The organism is Flavobacterium sp. XN-5, from assembly GCF_008033395.2.
GTDB classification, from domain to species: domain Bacteria; phylum Bacteroidota; class Bacteroidia; order Flavobacteriales; family Flavobacteriaceae; genus Flavobacterium; species Flavobacterium hiemivividum.
The window spans coordinates 71,235-85,465 of sequence record NZ_VOGZ02000008.1 but is presented as its reverse complement, the minus strand read 5'-3'; the positions used below and the strand labels follow the sequence as shown (position 1 = coordinate 85,465).

Below are 14,231 nucleotides of genomic sequence, written 5' to 3'. Positions count from 1 at the left end.
GAAAATGCTTTTTTCAACGCGTACAAGCCAAAATAAAACAATTACATTTTATAATACTTAAAAGGGACAAACAACATACCGAAACATTCACCATGCTCTTTTCCAAGATGCTTATGGTGTACTTTATGGGCCTTGCGCAAACCTATTAGATATTTGTTTTTTGTGTTCTTGAACCATTTAAATCTTTGGTGAATTAATACATCATGAATCATGAAATAACAAAATCCATAGGCCGTAATTCCCAGTCCTACGAAAAACAAATAATTCATTCCGCCCTCAACGCCAAAGTAAAAAAGAACAATGCTGGGCAATGCAAAAATCACAAAAAAGATATCATTCCGTTCGAAAGTATTTGCATATTTAGGCTGATGATGATCTTCGTGAAAATACCACATCGAGCCATGCATCACGTATTTGTGGGTTAGCCAAGTAACACATTCCATAAACAGAAAAACGCTAAGGAAAATAAAAAAAGAAATCATTGTTATTTGTATTTAATTAATTTGAAAGCTAAAAATAGGTTGCTACACTTATACCAGTTTCAACTTATAAGACACAAAAGATTGTGCTAATAAAGCCGCTTTAGTATAATTAGAAACTCGTATTCTTTCATTTCCAATTTGGTGATAAGGAGTATTCTCTAATTTTTTTAATAATTTTTTATAATACACAAAGGCCGTATACACCCCAAATTTAGCTTCAATAGGCAACCTTACAATTCCCTGATAGGCGATCCTAAAATCCTCTTCAATTTCTGCTATAATTTCGTTCTTAGCCTTTTCATCGAATGAATTCAAATCGACTCCAGGAAAGTAATTCCTGTTTAAAAGTAGCTTATCATCTTTTAAATCTCTCAAGAAATTTACTTTTTGAAAAGCAGATCCTAAACGCATGGCTTCGCCTTTTAACTGTTCGTATTTGTGTTCTTTACCAGATACAAAAACTTTTAGACACATTAAACCCACAACATCAGCAGAGCCATAAATGTATTCATTGTACTCTTCGACACTGTTATAATCTGATTTAATTAAGTCGAGTTTCATACTTTTCAAAAAAGCTTGAACAAGATCATCCGTGATATTATATTCTTTCACGGTATGCTGAAAAGAGTTTAATATAGGGTTTAGACTTATACCAGAATCGTATGCTTTATAATATTCTTTTTCGAAATCATTAATCAAGTCTTCTTTTTTAAAACCATGAAACGAATCCACAATTTCATCGGCAAATCGCACAAAACCATATATGCTATAGATCGCATCCCTAATACTTGGCGAAAGCATATATACCGCCAAGGAAAATGAAGTGCTATAGCTCTTTGTAACTAGCTTACTGCATTTGAATGATACATCGTCAAATAATTGCTTCATAATTATTGGTCTAAAAATTGTTTATTAATCAAATCTGACACTAATTTCCCTGAAATTAATGCCGGTGGAACACCAGGACCAGGCACAGTTAATTGCCCCGTGAAATATAAATTACGTACTTTTTTACTTTTTAGCTTTGGCCTTAAAAAGGCTGTTTGCAATAAAGTATTAGCCATACCATAAGCATTTCCTTTATAAGAATTATATTCTTCAACAAAATCATTTTTACAAAACGCAATTTTAAAGATAATGTTATTTTTCAAACTTTGTTGCGTCAACTTCTCAAACCGATCTATTATTTTATTGAAATACTCTTCCCTCAACTCTTCCGAATCATTAATTCCAGGCGCCAGCGGAATAAGAAAAAAACCAGATTCCATTCCTTGTGGAGCAGCAGTTTTATCAGTTAAAGAAGGGAAATTAGCATAAAACAAAGGCTCTTTTGGCCATTGTGGTGCATCATAAATATCTTTTGCATGCTGATAAAAGTCAACATCAAAAAACAAGGCATGATGCGATATGTTTTCAATTTTTTTATTAAAACCAACATAGAACAATAAAGAGGAAGGAGCAAAAACGCGACTTTCCCAATACTTCTCTGAATAGGCACGATAATCCTTGTCTAATAATGTTTCGGTATGATGATAATCAGCTCCGCTTAAAACTAAATCTGAGGTTATCTTTTCGCCGTTAACTATAATCGCTGTTGCTGTTTTATTTTCGACAATTATTTTTTCAATGTTAGAGTTGGTATGAAATGTTACACCTAGTTCTCTTGCAAGGCTTTCCATAGCTCGTACGACGTCAAACATTCCTGTTTTTGGATGCCAGGTTCCCATTCCGAAATCAGCGTAATTCATAAAACTATAAAAAGAAGGCGTATCGGATGGTTTTGCTCCCAGAAACAATACAGGAAATTCAAGAATTTGAATTAATCTTTCGTTTTTAAATTTCTTGCGTACATCACGACTAATATTGCTAAAAAACTGACCTATCTTCTTAGTTGTTTCTACAGTTACAAGTTCTAAGGGAGAAACACCTGGACGGTAAACTAAGTCTTTAATGGCGATGTCGTAATTACTTTTTGCCTCCATTATAAATTCATGCAAGATTTTCCCGCTTCCTTCTTCGATAGACTCAAAAGTAGCTTCGATTTCTGCTAAATTATCGGCGATTGCAATAAATTCGTTTTCACCAAAATACACCCGATATGCAGGAGACAACTTTATAAGCTCATAATAATCTGATGTCTTCTTCCCAAAATCAGCAAAGAAACGATCGAAAACATCTGGCATCCAGTACCAACTTGGTCCCATATCAAATGTAAAACCGTCTTTTTTTAACTGCCTTGCTCTACCTCCAATGGTAGCGTTTTTCTCAAAAACCACAACTTTGTGACCTGCTTTGGCTAAATAGCAAGCGGCAGACAAAGCTGAAAATCCCGAACCGATAATTGTAATATTTTTTCTCATTTGTTTAGCAAATATACAAAATGATTAAACAAAAACTATATTTTCTCAATTAATTCCGCAATAGAATTAAAAACGACTATTCGATCTGAAAGATACTTTTTGTCGATAAACTGCGTTAACCTGCCTGTATACCATAGTTCAGTACTTTCATCTACTAACTGATTTGTCATTTCTACTATATAATCATTTATAGCACTTAGCTCTGGCTGAACCGTTAAATAAGAAACAAACACAATAGAATTGAAATGCTTTTTTAGATCTTTTAAGTTATCAATGGGCATGCTTTCTCCTAAATATATCGTTTTATAGCCTCTGTATAAAATTTCGTAATTCAAATACATTAATCCTAGTTCATGTATTTCATTCATAGGAAGTGAAAGTACAAAAACCTTATCTAATTGTGTTGGCCTAACTAACTGTAGTTTTTCTGTATTGACCAATAGCTTTTGTTGAACGAGACAACTAATAAAATGTTCGTGAGCCGGAGTAATAGTATCCGTCTGCCACAATAAACCTAACTCTTCCAGCAATGGAATAAATACTTGATGAAAAATTTCTTTGAATGATTTTTCTTCGGATAGCCAATTGTACGTATTTAAAAAAAGCTCTTGATCAAAATTCATCATCGCCATTTTAAAAGCAGTAATGGCGTGGTTTTTTGCACTCTTTGAAGATACGATTTCACGCACCATCTGCGGAATTTCCGCTTCTGGATAAGCAGAAATTTTGGATATTTTATATCCGTAATCATGTAATAAAGTAATGTTCAACAGTTTTTGCAAACTTGCTAAATCATATAATCTTATATTAGTATCTGTTCGCATAGGCTGCAGCACATTATACCTTTTTTCCCAAATACGTATGGTGTGTGCTTTTATGCCTGAAAGATTTTCGAGGTCTTTAATGCTAAATACATTTTTTATATTGTTCATTATTTATCCATATTTATTAAACAAATATAGGTTATTTATTTTAAACCTGAATAAAAGCGTCAAAACTATCTACTTAGTTGGACTTTATTATTGAATCAATTCATCTTTTCTAAAGCCAAAAATAGTTTTCGACCTAGTATAAATTATATTGTAGTAGTTTGATAATTTTCTAAAAATGTACCTTTTAGATCACAAGTAATTGACAATAAAATAGTTAGATAAAAATGTATGAGTATTATTTTTTTTTAATTAACTTTGATATGCAAGTTATTTATAGCTAATAATTAATTTCAGTAACTATAAATAACAATGTACTCCCCATATCTATTGCATCATAATGCAGCCTCATTTTTTTTGTTTCTTAACACATAACAACCTAGACAATGGAATCTATACCCACAAATCTTTTTTGGCAATTTGCCATACCTTATTGGTTTAAAAAGAAGCAGAGCAGTCTTATGGCTTTACCACAAAAGCCCCGCTGCTAAATTTCACCTTCGCTTTAAACTAGGGTCCTAAAATCCATAAATAACTACCAATCAGTTAATTTACAAATAAAAAAGATGTTGTTTTTATTAAAAACTATTCTATGTACAACTCGATTTTTAAAAACCGAACGGAAGCCGCAATTTTACTCGTAGAAAAATTAAAAAAGTACAAAAACAGTAATTCGGTTGTACTGGCATTACCGAGAGGAGGCGTGCCCCTTGGATCGGAAATTGCAAAAACATTACAATTGCCTTTAGACATCGTTCTTTCAAAAAAAATAGCGCATCCTTCTAATAAAGAATTTGCCATTGGTGCCGTTTCATTAGATTCTACCATTCTAGATGAACATCCGGAAATTGATAAAATTTATATAGAAAATGAAATTATCAGGCTCCAAAATGTACTGCGAGAAAAACACAAACTTTACAGAGGCGATCGCAAACCCATTCCGATCAAAGGTAAAAATATCATACTTGTAGATGACGGCATCGCCACAGGAAACACCTTATTAGTAACTTTAGAAATGCTACGAAAACAGGGGGCTGCTAAAATTATTGTTGCCGTTCCAGTACTGCCGTACAATACTGTCACTATCATTGAAGAGCAAACTGATGAATTCCACTATCTAATAGCCTCCAGACATTTCAAAAGTGTAGGCGAGTTTTATGCCGATTTTCGACAAGTGGAAGATAATCAAGTAATCCAAATACTAAATACAAGCTAACCAAATCAAATAGCAACTAAACTATTATTCTAAGAATAGAAATCATGAAAAAACTAGAAATTGATATCCCACTAACTTCAGCTATATTAAAAGGAGATTTAACAATTCCTATGGGAGCAACAGGAATTGTAGTTTTTTCTCATGGTATTGGCAGCAGTCGTTTCAGCACCAGAAACAGAATGGTGGCAGAGCTACTTCAAAAACAGAAAATAGGCACTTTATTGTTAGATTTATTAACGGACGAGGAAAATAGCGTTTACGAAAATAGATTTAATATCGACCTTTTAACCAGCCGATTGATAGAAACTACAGAATGGCTTGTCAATTACAGTGAGGTAAATGGATTACCCATCTGCTATTTTGGAGCTAATACGGGAGCAGCTTCGACAATACGAGCAGCGGCTTATTTTGGAGATACAATAAAAGCAGTAGTTTCTCGTGGTGGTAGACCTGATTTAGCATCGAATGCTTTGCATCAGGTGACGGCTCCAACATTATTCATTGTGGGCGGCGAGGATATACCTATAATCGAAATGAATAAAAGGGCTTACGACGAATTGCATTGCGAAAAAGAAATGAAAGTTATTACAGGCGCAACCCATCTGTTTGAAGAACCAGGGAAACTTTTCGAAGTCGCTGATTCGGCAATAATATGGTATACTAAATATTTGCCCTAATGATAATTAAAGCTTATAAACCAACGATCCGCAAAAATCCCAGTCGCGGGGTTTTGTTGATTATAGTTTAAAAATATACTTGAACTGTACATTTAACACTATTACTCATAATTTTATTTATATTTGATAATAGGAAAAAACAGTCAAAATGCCAGATAAAAAAATAATTGAAGATTACCCCTATATCCGTTATAGCAAAGCCACGCTTTCTGACGAAGAAATGCGCGAGCGTTCTCAATTTTTTTACGAAGCAATGGACAGCAGACGTTCCGTAAGGGAATTTTCAGACAGCCCTGTTCCTCGAGAGGTGATTGAAAACCTTATTAAAACCGCTTCTACAGCACCTTCTGGAGCACATAAACAGCCTTGGACTTTTTGTGTGGTCGAAAACCCCGTAATCAAAAAACAAATTCGCATCGCTGCCGAAGAGGAAGAGTTAGAAAGTTATGAATCCCGTATGTCAAGCGATTGGATAGAAGATTTAAAACCTTTAGGGACCGATTGGCGCAAGCCTTTTATAGAAACCGCACCTTACCTTGTTATCGTTTTTAGATGTATCTATGAATTAGATTCTGACCAGAAAAAGAAAAACAATTATTATGTTCAGGAAAGTGTAGGTATAGCCACCGGATTTTTGCTAGCAGCAATACATAATGCAGGTTTAGTTTCTTTAACCCACACTCCTAGCCCGATGAACTTCCTAACCAAAACATTAAACCGCCCTGCAAATGAAAAACCCTATCTTTTGATTCCAGTGGGTCATCCAGCCGAAGAATGCTGGGTTCCCGATTTAAAAAGAAAAGGACTCGAGGATATTTGTGTTTTCTATTGATTGAAACAAAAGCATACCTTTATAAAAAGTTAGCATTATGAAAAAATTAACCAAAGAAGATATCAGTCAGGAAGTATTTGACTTATATGACGACTATGCCCATAATAAAATTGACAGAAGACGGTTTGTTGAAAAACTGTCCTTGTTTGCCGTAGGAACTCTTACCCTTCCATCTTTATTGAGTTTTATGACTCCTAATTACCTAGACTCGATTTTGATAAAACCGGAAGATCCTAGATTGAACTCCCAATTTATTGCCTACGATTCCCCGAAAGGCGGAGGAAAAATAAATGCGCTTTTATCCCAACCATCTAAGTCGAAAAAAAAGTTACCGGGAATCATTGTGGTACATGAGAATCGCGGACTGAATCCTTATATAGAAGATGTAGGCCGAAGAGCGGCGATTGACGGATTTATAACGCTCGCACCAGACGCTTTATCTCCATTGGGCGGTTACCCAGGAAATGACGATGACGGTCGCGAATTACAAAAAAAACGAAACCGAGAGGAAATGCTCGAAGACTTCATAGCTGCCTACGAGTACCTCAAATCTCATAAAGATTGTAATGGCCAAGTAGGTGTTGTTGGATTTTGTTTTGGAGGTTGGATTGCCAATATGATGGCGGTAAAAATTCCAACATTATCCGCGGCAGTTCCCTATTATGGCGGACAACCGACTGCTGAAGACGCTGAAAACATTAAAACACCTCTTATGATACATTATGCAGGATTAGACAGCCGAGTAAATGAAGGTTGGCCTGCCTATGAAATCATTCTTAAAAGGAACAAAGTAGAAAATACTGCTTATACTTATCCTGGCGTCAATCATGGTTTTCACAATAATACTACGCCGCGATATGATGAAGCGGCAGCCACACTATCGTGGACTCGAACAATTGATTTTTTTAAAGATAAACTAAACAAATAATAAAGTATGGCATCAGGAATTTTCGCGCTTTTAGACGATATCGCAGCACTTATGGATGACGTTGTGGTAATGAGTAAAATAGCCACCAAAAAAACAGCAGGTATATTAGGGGACGATTTAGCCGTTAATGCCGAAAAAGCATCCGGATTTGTTTCCTCCAGAGAAATACCGGTGTTATGGGCCATAACGAAAGGCTCGTTTTTAAACAAATTGATTATTTTACCGCTCGCATTTCTACTGAGTTATTTTCTTCCATCGTTAATCACTGTTATACTTTTACTTGGTGCTGTTTACCTTGCTTATGAAGGTGCCGAAAAAATATATGAATATGTAATTCCTCACGAACATGAAGTAGAAAAAATTAATACCGCTCCACTAAGTGACGCAGAGATATTAGCACTTGAAAAAGGGAAAATAAAATCGGCTGTAGTAACTGATTTTATATTATCAGTCGAAATCGTGATCATCGCCTTGGGGACGGTATTGGGGAAACCCACTATAACACAAATCCTGGTAGTTACTTTTATTGCTATTATAGCCACCGTAGGGGTTTATGGAATTGTAGCTCTAATTGTTAGAATGGATGATATGGGAGTTCTATTAATGACAAAGAAAAGTAAAATATCAAAATTGACGGGGAACTTCTTGATACAAGCACTTCCCATAGTAATCAAAAGTCTAGCCGTTATAGGTACTTTGGCACTTCTATTAGTCGCGGGAGGAATTTTTGTGCACAGTATTGAACCTGTTCATCATTTATTACAAAGCCTACCTTCGATAGCGGGAGAATTTATCGCAGGATTAGTGGGCGGTATTCTTGCATTGCTGATTGTGAATGTATTTAAAAAATTATTTGGCAAGGCGAAAACTAGTTAATAAAAAGGGGAATTGATACGAACTAGTAAAGAAAAGGCATCAAGTAATTAATAGAACATAACTTAATCTCTGTTTTATACTTATAATATTCATTCTGCAAACTTGTCATTCCGGTGAAGAAGGAATCACATCACGTAATTATTTTAATGCGATTCCTTCGTTCCTCGGAATGAAAAATACCACATTTTTTTACTCCATAAAAAAAGCCACTCGATCGAGTGGCTTTTCTGTATATTAATTCAAGCTTATTTGCTCAAATACATTTTTCTTCTTGAGTACAATTCGTAGAATTGATCGTCTTTCAGATCATCAATAAAAAGGATGCTTTCTCCTGTTGATTTCATTTCTGGCCCTAATGCTTTGTTTACATTGTGGAACTTGCTGAAAGAGAAAACCGGTTGTTTGATTGCAAATCCTTTCAACTGTGGGTTGAAAGTAAAATCAGTTACTTTATTGTGACCTAGCATTACTTTGGTCGCATAGTTCACATAAGGCTCTCCGTATGCTTTTGCAATAAACGGTACCGTACGAGATGCTCTAGGGTTAGCTTCGATAATATAAACGATATCGTCTTTTATCGCAAACTGTATGTTTATTAAACCTACGGTTCTTAAGCCCAGTGCTATTTTCTTAGTATGGTCTTTTATTTGTTGCATCACAAATTCACCAAGGTTAAACGGTGGCAATGTCGCGTTACTGTCTCCAGAGTGTACTCCGCATGGTTCGATGTGCTCCATAATTCCTATGATATACACATTTTCTCCATCGCAAATCGCATCTGCCTCTGCTTCAATCGCACCATCAAGATAGTGGTCTAAAAGTAATTTATTCCCTGGAATAGTTTTCAATAAATTAACAACATGCTCTTCAAGTTCTTGCTTGTTGATTACAATTTTCATTCCTTGACCACCCAACACATAAGAAGGACGAATCAATAATGGAAAGTCCAGTACATCAGCTAAAGCAGAAGCTTCATCAGCTGTTTCAGCAATTCCGAATTGTGGGAAAGGAATATTCAGTTCCGTAAGCAATTCAGAGAAACGACCTCTGTCTTCGGCTAAATCCAAAGCGTCGAAGCTAGTTCCTATAATTTTTATTCCGTATTTAGATAATTTCTCAGCTAACTTCAAAGCTGTTTGTCCACCAAGTTGTACGATTACACCTTCTGGTTTCTCATGTTGGATAATATCGTAGATATGTTCCCAGAAAACTGGTTCGAAATATAATTTATCAGCTGTATCAAAATCTGTCGAAACTGTTTCTGGATTACAGTTGATCATGATAGTTTCATAACCACATTCTTTCGCAGCCAAAACTCCATGCACACAAGAATAATCAAATTCGATTCCTTGTCCAATCCTATTTGGTCCTGAACCAAGAACGATTATCTTCTTTTTATCAGTAACAATACTTTCGTTATCTACGTAGCGTGTTCCGTCAGCCTTTTCAATTTCAGCTTCAAAAGTCGAGTAGTAATACGGTGTTTTTGCTTTAAATTCGGCCGCACAAGTATCCACTAATTTGAAGACACGATTGATATTCATTGTCATTCTCAAAGTGTGAACCTGACTTTCAAGACAACCTACCATGTGTGCAATTTGTCTGTCGGCAAAACCTTTTTGTTTCGCTTCTAGTAAAAGTTCTCTTGGCAAGTCTTCTACTTTATAAGTAGAAATTTCTTTTTCTAAAGTTTGAAGTTCTTCGTATTGTTTCAAGAACCACATATCGATTTTAGTAATTTCATGGATACGGCTCAAAGGAATTCCCATGGCAATCGCATCATAAATTACAAAAACACGATCCCAACTCGCATGAGTTAGTTTATCGATAATTTGCTCGTAGTTTGTATATCCTTTTCCGTCAGCTCCTAAACCATTTCTTTTTATTTCTAATGATTGAGTGGCTTTGTGTAAAGCTTCTTGGAACGAACGTCCAATTCCCATTACTTCACCAACAGATTTCATTTGAAGTCCCAAAGTTCTGTCAGCTCCTTCGAATTTGTCGAAGTTCCAACGCGGTATTTTTACAATTACATAATCTAAAGTCGGTTCGAATAAAGCCGAAGTTGATTTTGTAATTTGGTTTTGTAATTCATCTAGGTTGTATCCCAAAGCTAGTTTAGAAGCAATTTTTGCAATTGGGTAACCAGTTGCTTTAGACGCTAATGCAGAAGAACGAGACACACGAGGGTTAATTTCGATTGCTACTATGTCTTCTTTTTCGTCAGGAGAAACGGCAAACTGCACGTTACATCCACCTGCGAAGTTTCCGATACTACGCATCATCAAAATTGCGTAGTCACGCATTTTTTGGAATGTTGGATCTGATAACGTCATCGCTGGGGCTACAGTGATTGAGTCTCCTGTATGAATTCCCATTGGATCCATATTTTCGATAGAACAGATAATAACAACATTGTCGTTTTTATCTCTCAACAATTCTAACTCATATTCTTTCCATCCCATTAAAGCTTTATCAATCAACACCTCATGAATAGGTGAAGCTTCTAAACCTCTGGTTAAAAGTTCGTCAAAATCTTCTTTCTTATAAACAATAGCGGCTCCGGTACCTCCAAGAGTAAAAGAAGGACGTATTACTAAAGGAAAACCAAATTCTTGTGCAATTTCTTTTCCTCTAAGGTAAGACGTACAGATTTCTGCTGGTGCCGATGGCACTCCAATTTTATGTAGCAATTGTTTGAACTGCTCTCTATCCTCGGTAATATTAATAGCGTTTACATCAACACCTATCATTTTTACTCCGAAATCCTGCCAAATCCCTTTTTCATCAGCTTCTAGACACAAGTTCAAAGCTGTTTGTCCACCCATAGTAGGTAACACAGCATCGATTTGCGGATGTGCTTTCAAAATTTCAATTATCGACTTAGTCGTTAGGGGTTTCAAGTAGATATGATCGGCCATGGATGGGTCGGTCATAATCGTTGCTGGATTCGAATTTATAAGGATTACTTCAATTCCTTCCTCTCGGATAGAACGTGCTGATTGTGATCCTGCATAGTCAAATTCGCAAGCTTGACCAATAACAATAGGACCTGAGCCTATTATTAAAACTGATTTGATGGATGTGTCTCTTGGCATTGTAGTGTAGTTATTGTGTAATTTGTTGTTTTACTTTTAGCCCCGATTGTCGTGAAAATCCTTTTTATTTTTTCTTTAAAAATAAAAAGATTGCAACAAAAAGCGGGATTAGCTTCTAAAAAAATAATAATTTAACGACAAGGTATAAAAAAAGGCGATACTAAAAAAAGTAACGCCTTATCTATGTTTATACAAACATTATTTTTTATGTCTTGGTTCACAAGAAACAGTCAATTTATGTCTTCCTTTAGCTCTTCTTCTAGCAAGAACTTTTCTTCCATTCGCAGAAGCCATTCTGTCCATAAATCCGTGCTTATTTCTTCTTTTTCTTTTCGATGGTTGAAACGTTCTTTTGCTCATTGCTTTGTATCTTTAAAATCTTATTTATATGTCTTCTCGTTTTTGAGTATCTGTTACCCTAAAACCGAGTGCAAATATACAAAGACTTTTTTTCCTCACAAGTAGTTTTGTAAAAATATTTTCATTTCATTTTACTATATTTGCCTTCATAAATCAAACACACTATGTTTCACAAGAATATTAAACTTATTATCGCCGGACTTATCGCAATTACTGGCATTTGGCAATTTACTGAAAACAATATTGGGAATGGAATTTTCCTTTTATTATTGACTTCTATTCCAATTTTCCTTTACTTCAAAAACGAATTCATCTTATTAGCGTTCTTAAAACTAAGAAAACAAGATTTTGAAGGAGCAAAAAAATGGCTAACATTCATTAAAAATCCAGAATCGGCCTTAGTAAGGAAACAACAAGGATACTTTAATTACCTGCACGGAATCATGCTTTCACAAACAAATATCAATCAAGCAGAGAAATATTTCAAAAAAGCAATCGAACTGGGATTGTCTATGGATATGGATCTGGCTGTTGCCAAATTAAATCTAGCTGGAGTTGCGATGTCAAGAAGAAGAAAGCTTGAAGCAACTAACCTACTGAATGAAGCAAAAAAACTAGATAAGCAAGGTATGTTGAAAGAGCAAATCACGATGATGAAAGCGCAGATGAAAAAGATCTAAAAACAGCATCTAAAGTAAAAATAAAAATGTCGAAAGTCTAGAAGGAAGTTTTTCCTTTATGACTTTCGACATTTTACTTTATAAATAGTGGCAATATTCTTTTTTAATAACCACTCAGCGGAATTTCGATTGTATATTTTTTATACGTCGGGTTTTCTAATTTTCGATCTCTCAGCCAAGGATTGTGAATCTTCAAAATCTTATAGTTTATTCCCTGCGCTTTGGCAAAATCAGCTAAATCAAGAATTGTACTATCCACGACAATTTTTTTAGTTGGTAGTAAAGGATACAATTCTTCCTTTGTTAATGAGAATCCGTATTTAGCAGGATTTTTCATGATTTCTTTCAATGCTAGAATGCGAAATACGTAACGAGAAGTTTCTTCGGTCAGAAGTAAATCATAATAATTAGATTCTTTCTGGATATCCATCTGTTTGTTTACACCGCCCATACCGCCGTTGTATGAAGCGGCAGCTAATGTCCAAGTCCCAAATTTTGCTTTGGCAATCAACAAATAGCTACAGGCTGCCTGCGTCGATTTCTCTAAACTGTAGCGTTCATCCACAAAGTCATTCACTTCCATTCCTCTTTCCTTAGCAGTTTCGGGCATAAATTGCCATACTCCTCTTGCGCCAGCACCAGATACCGCATTCACTAAACCGCTTTCTATAACCGCCAGGTACTTAAAATCATCTGGTATTCCATTTTTCTTTAGAATGGGTTCAATAACAGGAAAGGCGCGGTTCGCTCTTTTTATGGCCAAAATAGTTGAGGCGTGAAGGTTGATATTCACTATCAATTCTCGATCTAGGCGCTCCTTGATATCTATAATTTTTAGTGGTGTTGCTTCACCAGCAAAATTAGCAGCGGTTGGAAAATAGGACGATGAATATTCTTTTTCTTTATCTAACTTATCTTTGGACGCATAAGTAGTAGCAAAAATTAATAAACCGCTTACAATAACCACTGTAATAATGACACTTATTTTCTCTATTCTTTTCATTTTACTCCTTTTTTAGTGTTTTTTCTTTCTGGAAACAACAATCAATCTGCGCTTGTCTTTGTTTCTAAAATAATAGCAGCTAGGTTAGCGTTGAACCACCTGTATTTATTCAAAATCATGATATGAGTCCCGCCCTTTATCACCGTACAATCTTTGATATACTTTATTGGAAAAACATCGTCTAAATCACCGTGAATATGAACTACATTTTCATCAGCGACCGTTTGATCCCAAAGAATCACTTTCTCTACCGCCCATTCTAAATACCCAATATCACGCACCGACAGGAATTTTTCATATAATCTTAGTCGATGATTGATCTTTGTACCAAAAGAAAATTTGGCTAAATTCTCTAAATTCAATATCAAACTCATCGGGATTAGTTTATAAGCCTTAGTTCTTTTGGCAATTTTCAACCTTCGAGGAAACTCTAAATTGCTTTTCACGCTCGAAATAATGATTACTTTTCTAGCGTCAATATGCTTAGCCATCTCTTGAACTAAAATACCACCAAACGAAACACCAATTAAAACCGGGTTTTTCTCTTTGATTTTATCGGTCATTCTCTTAGCATAATCCACTAATGATTCCTTCAACAGCGGAATCTCCCACTCTAGAAGATGCACTTCAAAGTCAGCTTCGGGAAGTTTAATTCTCTCAAAAATCGCAGCACTAGCCGCTAATCCGGGCATAAAATAAACTGGTATTTTACTCATAATTGTATTTCATTTTACAAAAGCAGGTTTCCTTCTTATTCTTACAAATTTCCTATAAAATTAAATTTTTTATC

The 14,231-nt window shown here is 35.3% G+C and carries 14 protein-coding genes; 6 read left to right on the top strand and 8 right to left on the bottom strand.

Going from position 1 to position 14,231, the window contains the following annotated elements; all coding sequences use genetic code 11:
- Window positions 1-41: 41 nt before the first annotated feature.
- The 4 genes from FQU23_RS13260 to FQU23_RS13245 are packed head-to-tail and all read right to left on the bottom strand — an operon-like array spanning window position 42 to window position 3,774.
- Window positions 42-482 (bottom strand): sterol desaturase family protein, encoded by a 441-nt coding sequence (locus FQU23_RS13260; RefSeq protein ID WP_132111537.1) that lies wholly within the window; start codon window positions 480-482, stop codon window positions 42-44.
- Window positions 483-530: 48 nt separating this feature from the next.
- Entirely contained in the window at window positions 531-1,370 is an 840-nt protein-coding gene (locus FQU23_RS13255; protein WP_147674249.1) for a phytoene/squalene synthase family protein, read from the bottom strand.
- 2 nt (window positions 1,371-1,372) lie between these two features.
- On the bottom strand, window positions 1,373-2,842 hold the full coding sequence (locus tag FQU23_RS13250; protein ID WP_147674248.1) for a phytoene desaturase family protein: 1,470 nt from the start codon (window positions 2,840-2,842) through the stop codon (window positions 1,373-1,375).
- 35 nt (window positions 2,843-2,877) lie between these two features.
- Entirely contained in the window at window positions 2,878-3,774 is an 897-nt protein-coding gene (locus FQU23_RS13245) for a MerR family transcriptional regulator (RefSeq protein WP_132111531.1), read from the bottom strand.
- A gap of 589 nt (window positions 3,775-4,363) precedes the next feature.
- On the opposite strand from FQU23_RS13245, the gene FQU23_RS13240 reads away from it, so the two are divergent.
- The 5 genes from FQU23_RS13240 to FQU23_RS13220 all read left to right on the top strand — a co-directional run bounded on the left by FQU23_RS13240 (window position 4,364) and on the right by FQU23_RS13220 (window position 8,300).
- On the top strand, window positions 4,364-4,987 hold the full coding sequence (locus FQU23_RS13240) for a phosphoribosyltransferase (protein WP_147674247.1): 624 nt from the start codon (window positions 4,364-4,366) through the stop codon (window positions 4,985-4,987).
- 44 nt (window positions 4,988-5,031) lie between these two features.
- On the top strand, window positions 5,032-5,664 hold the full coding sequence (locus FQU23_RS13235) for a dienelactone hydrolase family protein (protein WP_147674246.1): 633 nt from the start codon (window positions 5,032-5,034) through the stop codon (window positions 5,662-5,664).
- Between the two features lie 148 nt (window positions 5,665-5,812).
- Window positions 5,813-6,496 carry a nitroreductase family protein gene (locus FQU23_RS13230; protein ID WP_147674245.1) on the top strand — a complete coding sequence of 228 codons (684 nt, stop codon included), beginning with the start codon at window positions 5,813-5,815 and terminating at the stop codon, window positions 6,494-6,496.
- A gap of 37 nt (window positions 6,497-6,533) precedes the next feature.
- Window positions 6,534-7,424: a dienelactone hydrolase family protein gene (locus tag FQU23_RS13225; RefSeq protein WP_147674244.1), complete on the top strand. Its 891-nt coding sequence runs from the start codon at window positions 6,534-6,536 to the stop codon at window positions 7,422-7,424.
- A gap of 6 nt (window positions 7,425-7,430) precedes the next feature.
- Complete coding sequence (locus FQU23_RS13220; protein ID WP_147674243.1) at window positions 7,431-8,300, top strand: DUF808 domain-containing protein; 870 nt, start codon at window positions 7,431-7,433, stop codon at window positions 8,298-8,300.
- 245 nt (window positions 8,301-8,545) lie between these two features.
- Here FQU23_RS13220 and carB read toward each other — a convergent pair whose 3' ends face one another.
- The gene (gene carB, locus FQU23_RS13215) at window positions 8,546-11,398 is read right to left on the bottom strand and encodes a carbamoyl-phosphate synthase large subunit (RefSeq protein ID WP_147674242.1); all 2,853 of its coding nucleotides are present in this window, start codon (window positions 11,396-11,398) and stop codon (window positions 8,546-8,548) included.
- Between the two features lie 198 nt (window positions 11,399-11,596).
- Window positions 11,597-11,758: a 50S ribosomal protein L34 gene (rpmH, locus tag FQU23_RS13210; protein ID WP_007136275.1), complete on the bottom strand. Its 162-nt coding sequence runs from the start codon at window positions 11,756-11,758 to the stop codon at window positions 11,597-11,599.
- A 164-nt stretch (window positions 11,759-11,922) separates the two neighbouring features.
- Here rpmH and FQU23_RS13205 point away from each other — a divergent pair, with 164 nt between their 5' ends.
- The gene (locus tag FQU23_RS13205) at window positions 11,923-12,438 is read left to right on the top strand and encodes a DUF2892 domain-containing protein (RefSeq protein ID WP_147674241.1); all 516 of its coding nucleotides are present in this window, start codon (window positions 11,923-11,925) and stop codon (window positions 12,436-12,438) included.
- A gap of 103 nt (window positions 12,439-12,541) precedes the next feature.
- On the opposite strand, the gene FQU23_RS13200 is transcribed toward FQU23_RS13205, so the two are convergent.
- Together FQU23_RS13200 and FQU23_RS13195 are read right to left on the bottom strand one after the other, a co-directional pair.
- On the bottom strand, window positions 12,542-13,441 hold the full coding sequence (locus FQU23_RS13200) for a lytic transglycosylase domain-containing protein (protein ID WP_147674240.1): 900 nt from the start codon (window positions 13,439-13,441) through the stop codon (window positions 12,542-12,544).
- A gap of 41 nt (window positions 13,442-13,482) precedes the next feature.
- A complete protein-coding gene (locus FQU23_RS13195; RefSeq protein ID WP_147674239.1) occupies window positions 13,483-14,157 on the bottom strand; it encodes an alpha/beta fold hydrolase in 675 nt (224 codons plus the stop codon).
- Window positions 14,158-14,231 lie beyond the last annotated feature (74 nt).